The 18,961-nt window shown below is 44.6% G+C and carries 19 protein-coding genes and 1 pseudogene; 18 read left to right on the top strand and 2 right to left on the bottom strand.

Going from position 1 to position 18,961, the window contains the following annotated elements; all coding sequences use genetic code 11:
• Positions 1-81: 81 nt before the first annotated feature.
• From FU659_RS21440 to FU659_RS21455, 4 genes are all read left to right on the top strand, one after another.
• Complete coding sequence (locus tag FU659_RS21440) at positions 82-1,008, top strand: NAD(P)/FAD-dependent oxidoreductase (protein WP_261807952.1); 927 nt, start codon at positions 82-84, stop codon at positions 1,006-1,008.
• Positions 1,009-1,037: 29 nt separating this feature from the next.
• Positions 1,038-1,277 (top strand): glutaredoxin family protein, encoded by a 240-nt coding sequence (locus FU659_RS21445; protein WP_147949417.1) that lies wholly within the window; start codon positions 1,038-1,040, stop codon positions 1,275-1,277.
• A gap of 48 nt (positions 1,278-1,325) precedes the next feature.
• Positions 1,326-1,892 (top strand): peroxiredoxin, encoded by a 567-nt coding sequence (locus FU659_RS21450; protein WP_147949418.1) that lies wholly within the window; start codon positions 1,326-1,328, stop codon positions 1,890-1,892.
• A gap of 146 nt (positions 1,893-2,038) precedes the next feature.
• Complete coding sequence (locus FU659_RS21455) at positions 2,039-2,275, top strand: hypothetical protein (RefSeq protein WP_222708597.1); 237 nt, start codon at positions 2,039-2,041, stop codon at positions 2,273-2,275.
• A gap of 326 nt (positions 2,276-2,601) precedes the next feature.
• Here the strand turns inward: FU659_RS21455 and FU659_RS21460 are convergent, their stop codons facing one another.
• Positions 2,602-2,838, bottom strand: coding sequence for an AbrB/MazE/SpoVT family DNA-binding domain-containing protein (locus FU659_RS21460; RefSeq protein ID WP_147949420.1), 237 nt, complete (start codon positions 2,836-2,838; stop codon positions 2,602-2,604).
• A gap of 241 nt (positions 2,839-3,079) precedes the next feature.
• Here FU659_RS21460 and FU659_RS21465 point away from each other — a divergent pair, with 241 nt between their 5' ends.
• The 4 genes from FU659_RS21465 (at position 3,080) to FU659_RS21480 (ending at position 8,070) form a co-directional block, all read left to right on the top strand.
• Positions 3,080-4,093: an HD-GYP domain-containing protein gene (locus FU659_RS21465; protein WP_147949421.1), complete on the top strand. Its 1,014-nt coding sequence runs from the start codon at positions 3,080-3,082 to the stop codon at positions 4,091-4,093.
• A gap of 87 nt (positions 4,094-4,180) precedes the next feature.
• Complete coding sequence (locus FU659_RS21470; RefSeq protein ID WP_222708598.1) at positions 4,181-4,807, top strand: GGDEF domain-containing protein; 627 nt, start codon at positions 4,181-4,183, stop codon at positions 4,805-4,807.
• Positions 4,808-5,187: 380 nt separating this feature from the next.
• Positions 5,188-7,440 (top strand): methyl-accepting chemotaxis protein, encoded by a 2,253-nt coding sequence (locus FU659_RS21475; RefSeq protein WP_315971343.1) that lies wholly within the window; start codon positions 5,188-5,190, stop codon positions 7,438-7,440.
• Positions 7,441-7,539: 99 nt separating this feature from the next.
• Positions 7,540-8,070, top strand: coding sequence for a hemerythrin domain-containing protein (locus FU659_RS21480; protein ID WP_147949424.1), 531 nt, complete (start codon positions 7,540-7,542; stop codon positions 8,068-8,070).
• Between the two features lie 270 nt (positions 8,071-8,340).
• On the opposite strand, the gene trhO is transcribed toward FU659_RS21480, so the two are convergent.
• The gene (gene trhO, locus FU659_RS21485; RefSeq protein ID WP_147949425.1) at positions 8,341-9,246 is read right to left on the bottom strand and encodes an oxygen-dependent tRNA uridine(34) hydroxylase TrhO; all 906 of its coding nucleotides are present in this window, start codon (positions 9,244-9,246) and stop codon (positions 8,341-8,343) included.
• Positions 9,247-9,498: 252 nt separating this feature from the next.
• Here trhO and FU659_RS21490 point away from each other — a divergent pair, with 252 nt between their 5' ends.
• The 10 genes and pseudogenes from FU659_RS21490 (at position 9,499) to FU659_RS21535 (ending at position 18,917) form a co-directional block, all read left to right on the top strand.
• Positions 9,499-11,205: a methyl-accepting chemotaxis protein gene (locus FU659_RS21490; RefSeq protein ID WP_147949426.1), complete on the top strand. Its 1,707-nt coding sequence runs from the start codon at positions 9,499-9,501 to the stop codon at positions 11,203-11,205.
• Positions 11,206-11,298: 93 nt separating this feature from the next.
• On the top strand, positions 11,299-12,138 hold the full coding sequence (locus FU659_RS21495; protein WP_187274295.1) for a DUF3298 and DUF4163 domain-containing protein: 840 nt from the start codon (positions 11,299-11,301) through the stop codon (positions 12,136-12,138).
• A gap of 20 nt (positions 12,139-12,158) precedes the next feature.
• The gene (locus FU659_RS21500; RefSeq protein ID WP_187274296.1) at positions 12,159-12,461 is read left to right on the top strand and encodes a copper amine oxidase N-terminal domain-containing protein; all 303 of its coding nucleotides are present in this window, start codon (positions 12,159-12,161) and stop codon (positions 12,459-12,461) included.
• Positions 12,462-12,591: 130 nt separating this feature from the next.
• On the top strand, positions 12,592-12,912 hold the full coding sequence (locus tag FU659_RS21505) for an SPW repeat domain-containing protein (protein ID WP_147949429.1): 321 nt from the start codon (positions 12,592-12,594) through the stop codon (positions 12,910-12,912).
• 130 nt (positions 12,913-13,042) lie between these two features.
• Positions 13,043-13,942 carry a class I SAM-dependent methyltransferase gene (locus tag FU659_RS38930; protein WP_147949430.1) on the top strand — a complete coding sequence of 300 codons (900 nt, stop codon included), beginning with the start codon at positions 13,043-13,045 and terminating at the stop codon, positions 13,940-13,942.
• Positions 13,915-15,114: a class I SAM-dependent methyltransferase gene (locus tag FU659_RS38935; RefSeq protein ID WP_397356231.1), complete on the top strand. Its 1,200-nt coding sequence runs from the start codon at positions 13,915-13,917 to the stop codon at positions 15,112-15,114. Before FU659_RS38930 ends, FU659_RS38935 begins: the two co-directional genes overlap by 28 nt.
• 98 nt (positions 15,115-15,212) lie before the next feature.
• Positions 15,213-15,986, top strand: a complete 774-nt coding sequence (locus FU659_RS21520; RefSeq protein WP_147949432.1) for an NUDIX domain-containing protein — start codon at positions 15,213-15,215, stop codon at positions 15,984-15,986.
• 69 nt (positions 15,987-16,055) lie between these two features.
• Positions 16,056-16,610 (top strand): cysteine hydrolase family protein, encoded by a 555-nt coding sequence (locus tag FU659_RS21525; protein ID WP_147949442.1) that lies wholly within the window; start codon positions 16,056-16,058, stop codon positions 16,608-16,610.
• Positions 16,611-16,630: 20 nt separating this feature from the next.
• Positions 16,631-17,461 carry an ammonia-dependent NAD(+) synthetase gene (nadE, locus tag FU659_RS21530; RefSeq protein WP_187274298.1) on the top strand — a complete coding sequence of 277 codons (831 nt, stop codon included), beginning with the start codon at positions 16,631-16,633 and terminating at the stop codon, positions 17,459-17,461.
• Between the two features lie 5 nt (positions 17,462-17,466).
• A pseudogene (locus FU659_RS21535) lies at positions 17,467-18,917 on the top strand (nicotinate phosphoribosyltransferase).
• The last annotated feature ends 44 nt before the right edge of the window (positions 18,918-18,961 follow it).

Here is an 18,961-nt window from a genome sequence, read left to right on the forward strand (position 1 = left end):
TAGTTGAATTTATTTATAATAATTATTATGTGATATAGATTCTCAATGAAATACAGGTGTAAACGAAGGAGGGACCAAGCCATGATGTACGATGTCATTATTATTGGAGCCGGTCCAGCGGGTGCTTCAGCTGCGATATACACAGCTAGAGGAAACCTGAAGACGCTAGTTATCGATAAAGCTCCGAATACAGGAGCGCTTGCGATTACACACAAGATTGCGAATTACCCAGGCGTCATTGGTGAGCTTTCAGGTAAAGATCTGCTGGATACTATGCGTGAGCAAGCGAAGGGCTTTGGCGCTGAGTTTATTCAAACGACGATAACGGCTGTTGATGTCGAAGGCGATACGAAGTATGTGTTTACGGCCGATGGCATTTATGAAGGGAAATCAATTGTTATTGCCACGGGCTCCAAAGGACGCAATCGCATGCTGCCCGGCGAGGAGAACCTACTTGGACGGGGAGTTAGCACTTGCGCGACCTGCGATGGAGCTTTTTTTGAAGGGAAAACGGTCGCGGTAATTGGAGATTCGGAGGAAGCGCTAGAGGAAGCTCAAGCGTTGACCAAATTTACGGATAAAATTTACTTCGTTGTTCCACGTCCGGAGCTTCAGGGGGTTCATCATGTGCCGGATTTGCCAAATACGGACATGCTGTATAAATCCAAACCGCTTGAAGTGCTTGGCGATCAGCATGTGAAGGGTCTGCGCATCCGCACAGCATCAGGCGCTGAGGAAGTGCTCGATGTAGATGGAGTATTCGTGTTCCTATCCGGCAGCAAGCCAGGCACGGATTTCCTACAAGACCAAGTTCCACTGGATGAGGATGGCTTTATGGTTCTCGATAGCTTAATGCAATCGCCGGTAGCTGGTGTATTTGGAGCTGGGGAAGTTAGACGTACACCAGTGAAGCAAGCCGTCGTTGCAGCCGCTGATGGTGCTATTGCCGCGATGGCCGTAGATAAGTTTATTAATAAACGGGCTCAACTGATCCCGCAGTACAAATAATCACACATATAACGAGGAGATGAATACCGATGTCTAATGTCATTGTTTATTCCAGTACGAATTGCCCTTATTGCCAACAGTTGAAAAAATATTTAACCGAGCAAAGCGTTCCCTATGAGGAAAGAAACATCGATCTGAACGATCAATTTGGACAAGAGCTCCACGATATGGGCTTGATGTCGTTGCCTGTAACCGTGATTGGCGAGCATAAAATATTAGGTCTCAATGTGACGAAGCTGAAAAAAGCTTTGGCCGAGATTGCTAGCTAAGTTAAGACAAGAAAATTATCAAATATAGATAAAAGAGGAGAGCTAACCATGACCCAACTAACTGTACAACCCTCACAATCCTTTGCCAAAATAGGTCTTCCTGCCCCATCTTTTTCCCTATTGTCAACGAAGAATATGGAAACCTTAGAGGAGAGAACTTCGCTTGAAGATTATAGAGGAAAATGGCTTGTTTTCTTCTTCTGGCCTTTTGACTTCACATTCGTATGTCCGACTGAAATCACGGCTTTCAGCGACAATTACGAGCAGTTTCTTGAGCTTGACTGTGAAATCGTTGGAGCTTCTGTCGACAGTGTGTATACGCATAGAGCGTGGACACAAACACCGCGTGAACAGAGCGGAATTGGCCCTGTGAAGTTCCCGTTGGTCAGTGACTTCTCCAAAGAAACTGCGCGAGCTTACGGCGTTCTAGACGATGATACAGGAGCTGCGCACCGCGGATTGTTCATCATTGATCCGGACGGTGTACTGCGATATCAAGTGGTTACGGATATGAACGTAGGGCGATCTGTAGATGAGACCCTGCGTGTGCTCCAAGCGCTTCAGGCAGGCGGATTATGTCCGGCGAACTGGAAACCAGGCGATAAAACATTATAAAAGCATTTGAAAGCCTTCATCGACTCTCACTCGATGGAGGCTTTTGTATGTATTCAAGGTTCATTTTGCAGTATAATAGAAGAAAGAATCTTAGGTAAAGACAGAGAGGTTACCCGAATATGCAGTCGCTATCCGATAAGATATTTATGTTTTCTTTGATATTATTAATGGTTTCAGTGGTGATTAGCGGAATTGGTTTTCAGTTCGTGAACTGGCGCTCGCAAGTTACGGATGAATTAGATGGAGAGACGAAGGATAGCAGCTCTAGGAAGAAATCGGTTATTGACCGTCAAGACAAGAGCTTGCGCCGTGTCCTTCGTTCCTATTTATTTTGGATTTCAGTGGCAGGGATTCTGGTTTCTATTGGATTGTCCTTGTTCTAGCACAAATAAGGCGTATAGCTACTCTTAAGCGCTATACGCCTTATTTGTGCATAGGTGAATGATACCGTTTTTGATGGGCAAAGTAAAAAGATTAGCTGTTCTGGGTTTAGCCGGAGTCAAGAGCTTGCATCCGAGCGGACAGTCATGTTAGCGACTGATGGTCAAGGCCACTTGAATAGCCGTTTATCGACCGGAGCAAGTGGAAGTGAAAGTGAAGTAAGGGGATCACGTAGTTCCCTCTGTTAAGAAAGAAGCCCCAGTGTGCCGTAGCTGTCAGTAACAGCTGTGGTACGCAGGGGCTTTTTCGCTAACTTTGGAATAGTGAATTACTGGATTTCTTCCACACACGTATGGCAAACGAGCTTACCTTTGAAATAGGTCATTTGTTCAAAGTTGCCACAGAAAATACAAGCCGGCATATATTTTTTGAGTGTAATACGCTCAGGATCTACATAAACCTCAATCGCATCTCCGATATCGATATGAAGCGTACGCCGCAGTTCAATCGGCAATACAATCCGTCCCAACTCATCCACTTTTCTGACGATTCCCGTCGATTTCATTCCTAGCAGCCTCCTTATTCGCTTATTGCAATCGAACCTGTACGTTATATACCTTCTATTCCACAAATGAACTTGAATTCCTTTTATTTACTAATAAAAATTTATTGCTATACATAGGCGTGAGCGTAGAACAGCCCTGCTTACTCTAGTTTCAGTATTTGTTCAGTACGAGAGAGTACAATGAAGAATGATGAATCGAATTGAAAAGTGATTTTAAATATAAGTGTTGGAGTGAAGACAGATGTCATTAGACCGACTGCTAGGCAAGAAAATTAAGAATGATGTTACCAATGAAAAAGGGCTCGTACTTATTCCGGCCCGGTATGTGCTCGATCTAAATAGTCTGGAGCTTTTGCAGCAGCACGCGATTGACTTTACAGACATTATCCTTTGGTCCGATAACGATGTGGAAACCGATTCGCCGGAAAGTTTAGTTAAAGAGGCTGTTCACTATGCCCAAGATTTGTTCGAACGCATGAAATATAATAAAAAAATTCCCCTTTTAGAAATTAGGAATGAACTCATTCCGATTGTACAACAAGCTAGCGAACATCCAGATTTATTTCAGTTATTTGAAGCTGTAAAAGCCAAAGACGAATACACGCATCAGCACAACATTGGTGTTGGCGTGTTGTCAACGCTCATTGGAAAGTGGCTGAATATGGATGAAGTGGAAGTTGCTTTATTGTCTGTGGCTGCTACCCTGCATGATGTGGGCAAAGTTCGAATCTCCACGGACATATTGAATAAACCCGGTAAGTTAACCGAGGATGAATTCGAGGAAATGAAGCTGCATACGGTCTATGGTTACTCCATGCTGAAAGATACAGTTGGTTTGAGTTCACGAGGAGCCTTAGTCGCTCTGCAGCATCATGAGCGTGCGAACGGAAAAGGGTATCCACTTGGTCTTACCGAACATCAAATCGATCCATTAAGCCGCATTGTTGCGGTGGCTGACGTCTTTCACGCCATGTCCTCCAAGCGGCCATATCATGAAGCACTCCCTTTCTTTGAAGTGGTTAGCCGAATGCGGAGCGGTTTTTTTGGTGAATTAGATCCCTATATCGTGTCTGTTTTTCTGGAAAATCTAACACGAAATTTATTGGGACGCAGGGTTAGGCTTACGGACGGCCGATGGGGGGAAGTTGTTTACTTGAACCCTCATGATGACACACATCCTATGGTTAAGGTGGATCAATCCTTTGTGGACCTTAGTAAAGATCTGCATGTTCACATTCAAGATATCATTCTCTGAGGCTATAAACCACAGATCACTTATCATTGCCCACGAAAGGACACATACATGAACTACAGAGGTAGATGGGTTGGGTGCTTAATTGCTATGTTTCAGTCAGGAGCATGGATATTCAAATACGCGATGGATGGGCTGCCTGTTGATTTATTTGTCATCTTGCTTCTAGGAGTCTCTTGCTTGCTAGGTTATGAGCTAGGCAAGCAGTTTGATAAAGCTAAATTTTTGGCCGAGAGAGATGAGCTGACCGGCATGTACAATCGGAGGCATGTTCATCAAGTTTTTCCTAGATTAAAATCCGAAATGGATCGTAAACATAAAAAGCTCGCTGTTTTGATCATTGATATGAATGATTTTAAATTGATTAATGATACGCAAGGACACGATGCGGGCGATAAGGTACTTAAGGCGTTCGCTCGTTTGCTTTTGACATGTAAAAGGGAGGAAGACATTGCTGCGCGTTGGGGAGGCGATGAATTCCTTCTTCTTTGTCCTGATGTTGGAGAAAATGAAGTCCATCATACTTTAAGCAGAATAAAAACAAAACTCAATGAGTTAGTTATCTCTCAGGGGAATATTGAGATTTCTGTTGGATCAGCGATTTATCCGGATGATGCTCAACAGATGAAAGAACTGGTTCAACGAGCAGATTGGCGAATGTATCAGTACAAAAATAAAGAAAACCGGGGAGAAAGGGGAGTGAAGCGGGGACGTTGATCCGTATATAACGGGGGAATTGATTGCGGATCATACTATTCGATCAACTTAATGGTGGTCAGATTCTCAGTTTTGGACATCGCGGCTCCCTGGTTTCTTCATACTGCATTCGGATGCGCGGCTTTATCATAGTCCGAAGCAAAAACCAGGCCTCCTTTCTAATCTAAGATCAAATGATGTTAGTAAATGTAACGCTAATTGATGGGTAATAATGGATTTTCTTATATTGTAGATTTTTCAGAATAATATGTCAATATATCTGACTCATATATTCATGGACATAAACTGCAGGAAAAGATCTGCGCAACATAAATATTGGGAATAATAGTCGATTTATCTTGCTTTACACGGAAAACAGCTTTAAAATGTCGAATATAAGAATGTTAAATAAAATCACATTAGATGTGATTGTAGGGGGCTATCCTATGTTCGATTGGCTTGGGTATCGGAAGGGTTTACCTTTATGGTGGTCTTATCGCCTCAACCGCCATCTTAAAGTGGATGTAGAGCATATTTTCGAAGGGATTGCTCACACACGAACGGAAATATTACATAGTTGGGTGAAGGCATACTGGTCATATCTAGACCGCCTTCTTGAGCAGATCGCTGTGTATCAACCTTCCATTGCAGCGTGGAACCAAGAAGATGCTACTGTTCAAAAAATTCTTGCAGCAACAATAAAGAGCGGAGCAGATTTCTCGGAGATCTTTATTTTAAATGAAAAAGAAGTGGTGGTTGGCTCGACGTATCCAGCTCATGTTGGCATCTCGTATGCCAACGAGCATCAACTTTCCAAAGGGTTGAAGGAGGCTCGGAAAGGAGAAAAATGTTTGTTCGGTCCTTATTCCGACTCTCTTACGCTACAGATAGGTCCGAGTACATCTCCGTTTCACGACGCTATGACGCTAGCTTTTATCTTACCGATTACAGAGAATGGCGTCTGGAAAGGAGCTGTTTGTGGGCGCGTGCCAAACGATGTGCTGGGGGATTTGATTCAACGTGAGTCTGGACATGTGTACCCCGATTCGGGTGACAACTATTTATTCATGGCTAAGCCAGGTTTAAATCAACAGATTGCGCCGGGCACTGCGCTTTCGCGAAGCCGATTTGAAGATCTAACATTTACACACGGCGATAATCTAAAAGATGGCGTACGAACCGATTATGGTACGGTAGCAGTAAAGGAACACACGGAGCTCGAACTGATCTTCACCGATCCGGCAACCGGACAGCTTCATCCAGGGGTAGCGGGAACGATTGCCAAGGGAAGTAATCTATTCGTGGAATTTCCGGGTTATTCCGATTATCGACATATTGCTGTTATTGGGAAAGGTGTCACCTTCCAATTACCACATTGTCCGGACGTTTGGGGGATGATGTGTGAAGGCGATTTGGAGGAGGTTTACCGAATCCGCAGTATGGATTGGAAGCTGCTGCGCTTGCAGTTAGGTTTCATCCTAGGTTTTATCCTGCTCAGCAGCGCAGGTTTCTGGCTGCTTAACGGGCATGTTTCAAGTGGTTTAGGAGCATCTCTTATTGCTGCTATGAGCTTGGTTTATGGTGGGATTGGCGCACGTGTTTTTCAACATAAAGGCACGAAGCCTCTTGTGCGTCAGCTGACGGAAATTAATAAATTTATCCGGATTAATGCGGAAGGCAGCGGCGACTTAACGCAGCGGCTTCAGGTTCAACAATTTGCAGGTGATGAGACGCGCGAATTGGCCAAGTGGATTAACAATATGATTGATTCCCTAGAGGGAATTATGCTGCAAGTTAAACAGGCGGCAGCCGATGTGCAGATTAGCCAGGAACGCATGAATGAATCCACCGGCTCAACGGAACAATCGACGGGACGAATGAGCATCAAAATCAATGACATGATCCGCTCGCTGCGCGGACAGTTGAAAGATATCGATATCGCCAAAGATGTTACTCAAAATATGAGCGGCACGTTGCGGGAATTGGAAGAGAAGGCATCCGGACAAATCGCCGTCGCTCAAGCAGAAGTCATGCGAATCGGCGAGAAAATGAATCATATCTCGGATAAAGTGGCCGAGACGAATCAGGCGATACAAACGTTTCTGCAAACGACGCAAGAAATCCCCAAGCTGCTTAAAGTTATTGAGGAAATCTCTGCACAAACAAATTTACTTTCACTGAATGCATCCATTGAAGCTGCACGAGTGGGTGAGCATGGCAAAGGCTTCGCCGTTGTTGCGGGTGAAATTCGCAAGCTGGCAGATTTGACGAAGAAATCAACGACAGAGATCAATGTCACGATCGGACATATTGAGCACCATGCGAATGAAGCTTTCATCTCCATGGAGACGGGCACCAAGGTGGTCATGGAGGGGACGCAAATCGTTGCGGCAGCCTCAGAAATCTTAAGCAGCGCGAGCGCGCACGATACCATGAAAACACAGGTAGTGGACGAAGTCGTTGCGCTGATGGAGAAGGTTGCGGCGGTGAGTATCGAGAATCGTCACATATCTGCGGAGGTTGAACGGACGGTGCAGGACTTGCTGCAGGATATGCTGCATGTGCGTCAAACCACTGGTAACGTGGGGGTTATCACGCAGTCTTTGCTGCAGCTCGTGAATCAGTTTCATTTGACCGATAGCCGCATTCGTTAAATGCTGATAATTAGACATTCGCGCATGTTAGAAGCCCCCATCCGCATACACTGCTAATAAGGTGCAGGATTCTAACGAAATCGCTAAGGAGGATGTCTAATGGATGAGCGTTTGAGCATTCAAAGGAATGGGGAGTATGCAGCCAATTCAATCTATTTTCCGTTGATTGTGGAACGATTGAAGGAGGAGCACAAGCAAATGCGCGAGGAGATCTCCGAAATCCGCAAACTGGCTGTCTCTCTGCTCTCCCTTGAGGATTGCTCAATGGGCATGTGCAAGTTAATTGAACTGCAGGATCGCATTCTTTCACTCATTGAAGAGCTGGAGCAGCATTCCGAATGGGAAGAACAGGAGTTGTTTCCCCTTCTGCAATCCTATTTACATCCCACGATGGCACTTTCCGTGTCGCGTTCCGTGACGGTGCTGGAGCAGGATCATGACTTAGCCAAAAGAGTTGTGCAGTCCTTCGTCGATGGCGTCAATGCAATGAAAGTACCGATAGATCTGACATTTTTGCAAGTGATGGCTTCCGAATTAATGACGGCTTGTCTCATTTTGTTGAAACATTTCACCTTGGAAGAGGAGCTTGTATATCCGTTAGCTGATGGTATCTTGGAGAAATTAGCTTGAAAGCATAATGAGAAAACCTCTATCGAGGCCATTCAATGATGAGCGACCGCGTTTAGAGGTTAGTTTTATCGCCAATAAGAAAGCGGTTTTCGGGAACCGAGAACTTTTACTTTCTTATATGGTAAAAAAGGGTTCTCCGCAGTCTGGTTAACGACTGTAGAGAACCCTTTTTCTAATTTGATAAGAACGTATATGTCTATACGTTTGCTTCGCATCTACCTTGACAAACTCGCTCGTCCCTGAAGGACGACGAAGTTGTTTATCCTTGTGTTAGACTTCAAGCTGACTCAGTACTTTCTCTTCACATTCCTTGGAACAGAAGCTGTTGTGCTCTTCTTCGCACGCTTCGCAGCAGATGTGCTTCAAATGACACGCGTCGTTCGCACAGTTGATATAGCGATCCTCGGACGTCCCGCAGTGGTAGCACTTGCCAACCACGATATCTTCTTCCGTACGGTTGATCGGAACAGAGATCCGCTCGTCGAAGACGTAGCATTTGCCATCGAATAGCCGTCCCTGTACTTCGTCATCTTTGCCGTAGGAAACAATACCGCCATCAAGCTGATAGACCTCTTTGAAGCCTTCCTGCATAAGAAAGCCTGAAAGTTTCTCGCAGCGGATACCGCCTGTACAATAGGTGAGAATCGGTTTGTCCTTAAAGTCCTGCAGATTGTTGCGAATCCATTCCGGAAACTCTTTGGAGGTCTCCACTTCAGGGCGAATGGCGCCGCGGAAATGTCCGATATCGAATTCGTAATGGTTGCGGCCATCCAGCACGATAACGTCTTCCTGCTGGAGTTTCTCATAAAACTCCTTGGGCTTGAGATGCGTGCCGGTCAACTCATTCGGGTTCACATCTTCTTCGAGACGGAAGGTTACGAGTTCCTTTTTGGGACGGACGAACAATTTTTTGAAAGCGTGGTTCTCGCTCTCATCTATTTTGTAGACAATATCTTGAAAGAGTGGCATTTGGCGCATCATAGCCATGTAGGCTTCGGTTTGTTCAATCGTTCCAGAGAGAGTTCCGTTAATGCCTTCCGGGGCAATGAGGATACGTCCTTTGACACCGATTTTTTTGCAATAGGCCAAATGCTCGCGGGCTAATGCTTCGTGGTCCAGAACGGTAACGAATTTATAGTACAACAATATGCGATATGGAGCGCCTTCTACAGTCATGGTTAACCACCTATACGAATAAATTACATGCCAGAGTTCATGCAAGGCATAAGCATATAGTGACATAAATCGGCTCATTTTTCAATCTACTAGCATTTTTTGGATCAGAGGAAGGACATTTTATAAAACTCATCAAATAATAACAAATATTAGGTAACAATTTTAATGATTTGCCCCTATAATTAGACATGTAGTTGCATTCATCTAAGAAGCAGTTCAATTATTCATCCACAACTCGGGGGGAAATGACAAATGAGGTTCACAGTACGTGCAAAGTTGATTACCGTGTTTTTGATCATATTTCTAATGATCGGAGGCTTGAGCTGGACGGATATGACCCGGATGGGAGCATTGAAAAACGATAATCAAAAACTAGTAAACGACTGGTTAATGGGTATTCAGTCCATTGAGGACATTCATTACAACACGGAATTTATGATTACTAATTATTACAGAATCATCTCGGAGTCTGATGTAAATAAACGCGAGCCGCTCTTTGGAACGATGTCCGAAACGGCAAAAAGAATTGAGCAGTTATCTGAAAAGTACAAAGCTTCTTTAAGCGGGAACGAGGACGAACAAAATTATAAAAAGTTTGAAACGCATTGGAAAGATTTCACAGCATCTTTAGCAAAGGTAAAAGAGCTTGGCTTTGACACCAATAAATCTAAAGATGGTTTGGCTGCTACACAATCTATGCTGCAATCATATACGGATATGCAGACGATTCTGGAGAAAATGGTCTCCTACAATCAGAATGGTGCAGCCAATGCGGAGATAGAGAGCAGGCAATTGTATGATGCAAGTGTAAGGACATCCTTCATTACTCTTATTGTGATTATATTATTCATGTTAGCAGCTTCTTATATATTGGTGAGAATCATTTCGAATCCGCTCCGTAAAGCATCCGAAACCCTGAACCGGATTGCGAACGGCGATTTGACGGTTGAACCTATTCATGTGAGGAATAAAGATGAGATTGGAACACTAGTCGATTCCGTGAATCGGATGGTTGAGCATTTACGTCATTCCGTTACTCAAATGCTGCGAGCCTCTGATAGTGTGGCCGCTTCTTCTGAGGAGCTATTCGCCAGTTCCGAACAAAATGTATCGGCCTCGAACCATGTGGCGTTAGCCGTTCAGGAGTTTGCTGCAGGTGCAGATACACAGGCTCAAAGCTCCATGGAATGCGGTACAGCGATAGAGGAAATGACAATTGGCATTCAGCGTATTGCTGAGACGACATCTGATGTATCGGAATTATCGATTTCTGCGACGAACTTGGCTAAGCAAGGAACGGATTCGATGGAACGTGTGATGGATAAAATGCAGGTCGTTAGCGCTTCGGTGGATGCTGCGAACAAAGTCATTCAAGAATTGGAAAAGCACTCTCAAAACATAGGACAAATCTCCACACTAATCGGTGATATTGCTTCACAAACGAATCTTCTTGCTCTGAATGCCGCTATTGAAGCGGCTCGTGCGGGAGAAAGCGGTAGGGGATTCGCTGTTGTTGCAGGAGAGGTTCGTAAACTTGCGTCACAAACAGATGAATCTGTACGCGGGATTTCGGAACTTATCACGAATATTCAAAGAGATTCTGTAAAGGCCGCTGAGGTGATGAACACTGGACTTACGGAAGTGAATGAAGGCCTCATCGAAATTGGCGTAGCTGAGAAAGCATTTAGTCAAATTTTCGGTGCTTCGCAAGATGTGGCAAATAAAATTCAAGATGCGGCTGCGGCTGCCCAGCAAATGGCGGCAAGCTCGGAGGAAGTGGCTGCAGCGATTGCGAGCATGGGCTCCGTCGCTCTGCAAACAGCAGGGACAGCACAGTCGGTTGCAGCTGTAACGGAAGAGCAACTTGCTTCAACGGAAGAGATTACAGCTTCTGCCAAAAGCTTGGCGGATATTGCTAACGATTTACACCAAGTCGTGAGCACATTCCGGATTTCGTGAATAAATTGTGACTTTACGTCTTTTTTACGAGCTGCCTCGTCTAAATTATCGAGTAAGTAAATACCATGATAATCAGTCGAGGAGTGAATGGAAATGACAAACAATCGTTTTACCATGTTGAAGTTGGGTGTAGTCGGATGTACGATGTTGGCAGGGTTGAGCGGGGCGATTATTCCCTTGACAGGGAATGCAGCTGCGGCCTCAGCCGAACAAGCTACAGCGATTCCCATGAACACGCCAATTCCAAAGGCGTCTATCCCAGCAACACATCCTTCCTCCGTTGCGGTTAAAGAAGTGATTTTAATCTCTGCAAGTAAGGAACTGAAAACAAATATGAAAGTACCCCAGCTCACGGGGATGCGTGATACGACCTATCAAGCGGAAATGAACGATATCATTTTCTCTCATGCCAATAAGGATATGGCCAACTGGGAAAAAGAGGCCGCGCAAGCTGCGTCGGATGCCAAAGCGAATGGTTTTACATATCGACCCTATGAGTTGACAATTACTTACGAGCTGAAATCAGACGGGTCGAGTAACCCGGCGGGTGTAATTTCGCTTGAAGTAACAACCTATGGAGAGACTGGCGGAACAGGGATGCCGCGTGTGGATACATACAATGTGTTTAATGGCGAGCGAGCTCAGCTTGTCAGGCTCCAAGATCTGCTGGGTGACAACTTCAAGGAAATTGTAAACACAGGTGTTTTAGCCAAAATGGATGAGGATCCTCAGAACTATTTCAAGAATGATTTTAAGGGTATAAATGAAGAGCAGGGCTTTTTTGTTGAAAAAGGTGAAGCGGTCGTTATCTTTCCGAAATATGCCATTGCGCCTGGTTCAACAGGATCACGAATTCGGTTTAGCTTGCCAGAAAATGTAACGATCACTCCGAATTCGTTGAGCCGATTGCCAAAGCGGAGACCATACAATTAGATTTACTGACTAACGACAGCTTGAAGAGTCCAGAAGGTGTAACTCTCGTACCTTTAAGGAAAGTGGCTGAAGGACTTGGATACGAGGTCAAGTGGATCACAAGTGAGTTCGCTGCTGAACTGAACAAAGGAGCAGAATGGACAAATGTAATTGTAGGGAAGAATGCGTATTTCTATGGAAAACTAGCACCGATCACATTGGAAGCTGCCCCTGTTATTCAAAATGAATCCTTATATGTGCCTCTCACATTCGTTTCTGATATTTTACATGCCGATGTGAGAAATGGCGATTCAGGCGATATTCATATTGAAAAGCTGAAATAAGATATCACATACGTCTAACAGCCTCTAGTTCCTGTTGAAAAATGGGAGAACTAGGGGCTTTTCCATTACACTTTATTGGAAACGCTTGCATATAATAAGCTATCGAACCAATAGGAGGTGGAAGTGGACGATGTACTTGAAAAACTTAATGTCCGCTGGCATGGGGATTTGGTTTCTGGTCAGCCCTTGGGTCTTTGATTTCACCGATCATATGAACGCATTCCTCGTCTGTGCGTTATTGGGAAGCTTGCAAGTTGTTCTTTCTTTACTCGCGCTTGGCAAAACAGGAAAAAAAGTGTGGGAAAATTGGATATGCTTTTTCACAGGTGCCGTATTTCTTGTCCTCCCGAATTTATATGGCTTACATTTGATGGCATTCTTCTCTTTTGTTGTTCTTGGTTTTATGACAATGCTGGTGAATTACGCTAATTTGTATGACGATTTTCAGTAATGTGAGATTCCTGCGAAGTTGGTTTATACTAGGAAGATAATGGTATGCGGAGTGAATTGGTTTCCTAAGCATTCTGCTTAGGTTTTTTTGTTTGTGGGTGATTCACCGAAATCAGGGAGGATGAGGTCATATGTTGAACGCTTTAGCATTCATTCGCAGCTTTCGGGCAGGCGATACACGTGTTGCTGCTGAGCATGCATGGTTATCTTATATCGTTTCGGCAGAGGAACGCATTGTTAATTTTGAACGCATTCATTCCATAAAGGAATTGGCACAGGCCAATCCGGTGCTGGATTACGTGGAACGAACGCTTCAGGTGTTGGACAGGCTGGAGCTTTCCTTCTGGAAGAAAGATGTTTTGGAAGAAGTGCTGATTTGGTCTGAAGTAGCGAAGGGAGGAACTTCGCGGGAGCGTATTCAATGGCAGGAGGCAGGTATCCATCTTTTTGTACATAACAGAGGTTCAGCCCAGTTATATGAAAGTAATGTGGTCAATACGAGCGATAAAACGGCAGTTATTCAGACCTTAATTCGAACCCATGGGCTCATAGGTCAAACCATAAGAGGTGAAGTTCCCTTGAAAGAACAGGAGCCTCTAGTAGCGTTGATGAAAGAAGGGAAGCTTTCGGCGGAAGAGCTGCGCAGCTTGCTTTTACCTTTAAACGAATGCATTATTGCTGGTGTTTCCGAGACGTTGTGGGAATCAGTACGTTATGAGGTTGAGGCGATTATTGAGCGTATTGTGACGGATTCCTTGGAAACGGAGCTTTCCTTTCCAGATCGGTTGGCTAGGATAAGAAGCCATTCGATTCAGAAAGGTGAAAATTTCGAAGCTGAATTCGCCAAGCTGATCGATCATGTACCAATGGAGGCGTTGGCTTCTTTGCTGGAAAGAACAACGTTATGGTTCGTTGAATCCGCACTGCAAGAGTTTTCTTTGGAGCAATTGGTGAAGTATTCCTTATTATCCAGCAGTACGAAAAGGGGCATGTCAATCCCTCTATTCAGCACATCAGCTTCGAGCACCTAATGAAAACGATGTACTATGATTATAAGGGTGCCAAAAAGGTTAATGTGTACAAGAAACGGATGATTGAGAAATATTTGAGTGAGCTTGCTTGGGCAGATATTTTGGAGGGGCGGCTAAACCAAGGCAATGCTCATTTAAAGCATATTATTGAGATCAAGCCGCTGCTTCCTGATACGATTTTCTTCACGTTCCAATTTTCTGCTGCGGCTGAGAAGTTGATTGAGTTTTGTGTAGAAGCTGAGAAATCTCCGTTATATGAAAAAGCGGTGCTGCTCCTGTTCGATCTCTTTGAATTACGCAGAGATGCTTATGATCGTTTCCATAACGAAGAAGAATACTTGGCCACAATGAATCAAACGGCAGATTATAAGAAGCTGATGCTGGATTACGTTGTTGGAAGACGGGTTATAGACATTGGCCCAGGGGGCGGGGTGATGCTGGATCTTATCGAGCAATATTTACCGGACAAGCTTCCGATCGGGATTGATATATCCTCCAATGTCATTGAAGCTCTGGAGCGGAAGAAACAGTTGGAGGGCCATCGTTGGGATGTCATAAAGGGCGATGCTCTCAATCTCAAAGCGTATGTGGAGCCAGGCACGATTGATACGGTTATTTTCTCTTCTATCCTGCATGAATTGTATTCATACATCCCTTTTGAGGGGAAGAAATTCAACCATGATACAGTTGCTGCCGCACTGCAAAGTGCTTTTGACGTTCTCGCTCCCGGAGGTCGAATCATTATTCGAGATGGCATTATGACCGAGCCTCTTGCACAGAAACGTCGAATCCGGTTTTTCCAGGATGAAGCCATGGAATGGCTGAGACGCTACGCCAAAGATTTTGAAGGCCGTACCATTCAGTACGAGATTGTCGCTCCGAATGAAGTCATGATGCCGGTGAACGATGCCATGGAATTCCTCTATACGTATACATGGGGGGAAGAAGCCTATGTCCATGAAGTGCAAGAGCAGTTCGGATATTTTACACCAAGTACATTTACCTCATTCATTCTGGAAAAGCTAGGTCCACAAGCAAACATTGTGGTAAGCAAACACTTTCTCCAAGATGGATATACGGAAGCGTTAAGGGATAAAATTAGCTTCATGGATGAAGAAGGAAACACGGTTTCTTTGCCGGATAGCACTTGTTTGATTGTGATTGAGAAATAATTAATGAGTTGGGATTGAAATGTTAATTTAAATATGTCATAATGAGTTTATCGAATTGATTATATAAGTTCGAGGATGGTTAAAGAGCAGGTGAGTGTATGAACGAGCAAGCAGAGAACGTATTGAACTATCAATCCAATAAATATCGCACTCCGGATGGCGCGCCTGCAGATATCGTTATTTTCACGATCACCGCTGAAGGCAAAGAATCAACAAAAAAGTCGCTGCCTGTCAGAGAGCTGCAGGTGCTGTTGATTCAAAGAAAGCAGTGGCCTTTCGCAGGCCAATGGGCGCTTCCCGGCGGTTTCTCCAAGGAAACCGAAACGATTCATGAGAGCGCGCGGCGCGAATTAACGGAGGAGACAGGTGTCGCCGATGTGCATATTGAATATTTCAATGTATATAGTACCCCTGAGCGTGACCCGCGGGGCTGGATTATCTCGCATGCTTTCTTAGCGCTGGTGCATGAGAAGCTGCTGGAGAAACGTCAAGCTGCCGACGATGCGGCGGATGTTCGATTGTTTCCCATCGGGGAGGCCCTCGCTATGGATCTTGCTTTTGACCATAGCCTCATACTTCGGGATGCGCTAGCGCAGATTCAACGGAAAATGCTGACGACGACGATTGCCCGGGAGTTTCTGCCTGAGGAATTCACAATCAGCGAGCTGTATCAGGTTATCCAGTCGGTCGTGCCCACGTTCGAGGAGCGAAATTTTATTCGTAAAATTACGTCGACACAAAGTCGCAAAGGGATCATCGAAGAAGTTCTGGATCTTCAAGGCGAAGGTAAAGTGTCGAACCGTTATTCCCAACGGGCGGCGCAGCTGTACCGATTCACAGATTATGAGCCTCAGCTGTCCATTTACAGCTAGGCCTCTCTTTTCATTATTGATACTGTCTGTTTAATAATATTAAATATACATTTTGAAGGAGTGTCGATGATGAGAGCCCTTATTGTTATTGATTACACAGTTGATTTTGTGGTAGGTAAGCTTCCCTGCGGGGATCCTGGCATCGCAATTGAAACACGCATAAGTGAACTGACGGAGCAGTTCGCAGCTCAGCAGCAATTTGTCGTCATGGCTGTTGATCTTCATGAGGAAGAAGACCCTTACCATCCGGAGACGAAGCTGTTCCCTCCTCACAATATTCGCGGTACTCAGGGGCGTGAGCTGTATGGGAAGCTGCAGGAGGCATACGAACAACATGCGGATGGCATTTATTGGATGGATAAAACGAGATATAGCGCCTTCTGTGGCACGGATCTTGAGCTTCGCTTGAGAGCAAGAGGGATTCAGGAGCTGCATTTGGTGGGCGTTTGCACAGATATTTGCGTGCTGCATACTGCCATTGATGCTTATAATAAGGGATTTGCGATTGTGATTCATGAGGATGCGGTTGCCAGCTTTAATCCACAGGGTCATGAATGGGCCCTGCAGCATGTTCAAGGCACATTAGGCGCTAAAGTTGTTCGTGGCTTTACAAACCACGAATAAGAAGGAGATGGGGAACCATGGTGAATCCTAGGCAACAGGCTATTCGACTAGAACTGCATACGAATGAGCAAGTAGATGGTATCCATGAAATAGAGCGCAGAATACATTTTCTGAAAGATTACCTCCTTCATACAGGGTCTCAAGGTTATGTGCTCGGCTTATCCGGAGGGCAAGATTCTACGCTGGCAGGTAAGCTGGCGCAACTTGCGATCAATGAACTGAATGCGGAGCAGGAAAGTACGAGGTTCGCATTCATTGCGGTAAGATTGCCATACGGTATTCAACAGGATGAGGCTGACGCTCAGGATGCCATTGCATTTATCGAACCGAATAGAGTCATAACGCTGAATATTCAGCCTGCTGTGGATGCAGCGGTGCGGCAATTTGCAGAGGCAACGGGGGAAACGCTCAAGGATTTTCATAAAGGAAACGTGAAAGCGCGCGAACGCATGAAGGCGCAGTATGATATCGCGGCGCACTATGGCATGCTTGTGTTGGGAACGGATCATGCGGCTGAGGCCTTGACCGGTTTTTTCACCAAACATGGTGATGGCGCATGTGATGTAGCCCCAATCTATGGGCTTAATAAGAGGCAAGGCAAGCAGTTGCTTCAGAAGCTGGGCTGCCCCGAACATTTATATTTGAAAAAGCCTACGGCGGATCTGGAAGATTTGAAACCGGGTTTGCCGGATGAAGAGGCGCTAGGTCTCACTTACGACCAGTTGGATGATTATTTAGAGGGAAAAATGCTTTCAATTGATGCTCAGCAGAAAATCGAAACCCGCTTCGCTTTAACAGCGCATAAACGTCAAGGTCCTGTGACCTGCTACGATACTTGGTGGAAAGGATGATTAGCATGAACGATCATAACTATGACAACCTAACCCTGCATACGGATAAATACCAAATTAATATGATGTACGCGCATTGGGTACAGGGATCATTGAATAATATGGCAGTGTTCGAGGCATATTTTCGTAAATTACCATTCGGAAATGGGTATGCTGTTTTTGCGGGTTTGGAAAGGATCGTTACTTACATTCAGAATTTAGCTTTCAGCGAAGAGGATATTCATTATCTTCAGCAACAAGAGGAGAAGTATAAGGATGGATTTTTGGACGAACTAAGGAATTTTAAGTTTTCAGGTCATATACACTCTGTCGCTGAAGGGACCTTAGTCTTTCCAAATGAACCATTAATTCGGGTCGAGGCTAGGATATTCGAGGCGCATTTGATTGAGACTGCCTTACTTAACTTTATGAATTATCAAACATTAATTGCGACCAAAGCCTCTCGAATTAAACAAGTGGCACTTAATGAGACGTTGTTGGAGTTTGGCACCAGAAGAGCTCAAGAAGCCGATGCAGCTTTGTGGGGAGCAAGAGCATCTTATATCGCAGGCTTTCATGCGACCTCAAACTTGCGAGCTGGTAAACTGTTCGGAATTCCAACAAAGGGTACTCATGCTCATGCTTGGATTCAGGATCATGATACCGAGGAAGAAGCTTTTTGGAAATTTGCTGAAGCACTTCCTGATCAAGTTTCTTTATTAGTGGACACCTATGATACGTTAAAAAGTGGTGTCCCTAATGCCATAAAAACTGCCAAACTATTAGAGCGTATGGGCAAAAAAATGCAATCTATTCGAATTGATAGTGGAGATCTGGCTTACACTTCAAAGCGGTCAAGAGAAATGCTTGACGATGCTGGACTTCAATATGTAAAGATAATTGCATCAGGTGATCTTGATGAAAACATTATAATTAATCTGAAGGCACAAGAAGCGGAAATAGATGTTTGGGGAGTTGGCACACAGTTAATAACTGCGGCAGATCAGCCATCATTAGGGGGCGTTTATAAGCTGGTAGAAAGAGAAAAAAATGGGGTATGCGAACCGGTTATTAAGATATCGGGGAACCCGGAGAAGTATCAAATCCGGGTGTGAAGGAAATCTACCGGATTATCAATAAAGAAACTGGCAAAGCAGAAGCCGACTACATCGCTTTACGAGACGAAACGGATGTACAACTAGGAAAACCACTGAATTTGTTTGATCCCATTCACCCTTATAGGAATAAAACGGTAGATGACTATGAAAGTGTATCACTCCTACGTCCTATATTTGTGAATGGTGTACTTGAGTATTCATTACCAGATTTAAGTGAAGTTCGCTTGTATCATGAGCAACAACTTCAGTTATTCTGGCCGGAGTATCTTCGTAAGTTGAATCCTGAGTTGTTCCGAGTAAATCTAAGTCCAGCGGCTTGGGAACTTAAAATGGAATTGATGAAAAAATATAAAGGTTGAGTCTTGACAGAAGCTGTAATCCAATATAAATCTTGCATCCATTG

Source organism: Paenibacillus sp. N3.4, from assembly GCF_008017805.1.
GTDB lineage: Bacteria > Bacillota > Bacilli > Paenibacillales > NBRC-103111 > Paenibacillus_E.

Excerpts from the sequence above, each read along its gene's own strand:
- FU659_RS21465 (WP_147949421.1), top strand. The coding sequence starts at position 3,080 with ATGTCATTAGACCGACTGCTAGGCAAGAAAATTAAGAATGATGTTACC.
- FU659_RS38930 (WP_147949430.1), top strand. The coding sequence starts at position 13,043 with ATGTTGAACGCTTTAGCATTCATTCGCAGCTTTCGGGCAGGCGATACA.
- FU659_RS21470 (WP_222708598.1), top strand. The coding sequence starts at position 4,181 with ATGTTTCAGTCAGGAGCATGGATATTCAAATACGCGATGGATGGGCTG.
- FU659_RS21475 (WP_315971343.1), top strand. The coding sequence starts at position 5,188 with ATGTTAAATAAAATCACATTAGATGTGATTGTAGGGGGCTATCCTATG.
- FU659_RS21505 (WP_147949429.1), top strand. The coding sequence starts at position 12,592 with ATGTACTTGAAAAACTTAATGTCCGCTGGCATGGGGATTTGGTTTCTG.
- FU659_RS21460 (WP_147949420.1), bottom strand. The coding sequence starts at position 2,838 with ATGAAATCGACGGGAATCGTCAGAAAAGTGGATGAGTTGGGACGGATT.
- FU659_RS21520 (WP_147949432.1), top strand. The coding sequence starts at position 15,213 with ATGAACGAGCAAGCAGAGAACGTATTGAACTATCAATCCAATAAATAT.
- FU659_RS21440 (WP_261807952.1), top strand. The coding sequence starts at position 82 with ATGATGTACGATGTCATTATTATTGGAGCCGGTCCAGCGGGTGCTTCA.
- FU659_RS21490 (WP_147949426.1), top strand. The coding sequence starts at position 9,499 with ATGAGGTTCACAGTACGTGCAAAGTTGATTACCGTGTTTTTGATCATA.
- FU659_RS21480 (WP_147949424.1), top strand. The coding sequence starts at position 7,540 with ATGGATGAGCGTTTGAGCATTCAAAGGAATGGGGAGTATGCAGCCAAT.
- FU659_RS21450 (WP_147949418.1), top strand. The coding sequence starts at position 1,326 with ATGACCCAACTAACTGTACAACCCTCACAATCCTTTGCCAAAATAGGT.
- FU659_RS21445 (WP_147949417.1), top strand. The coding sequence starts at position 1,038 with ATGTCTAATGTCATTGTTTATTCCAGTACGAATTGCCCTTATTGCCAA.
- trhO (WP_147949425.1), bottom strand. The coding sequence starts at position 9,246 with ATGACTGTAGAAGGCGCTCCATATCGCATATTGTTGTACTATAAATTC.
- FU659_RS21525 (WP_147949442.1), top strand. The coding sequence starts at position 16,056 with ATGAGAGCCCTTATTGTTATTGATTACACAGTTGATTTTGTGGTAGGT.
- FU659_RS21455 (WP_222708597.1), top strand. The coding sequence starts at position 2,039 with ATGTTTTCTTTGATATTATTAATGGTTTCAGTGGTGATTAGCGGAATT.
- FU659_RS21495 (WP_187274295.1), top strand. The coding sequence starts at position 11,299 with ATGACAAACAATCGTTTTACCATGTTGAAGTTGGGTGTAGTCGGATGT.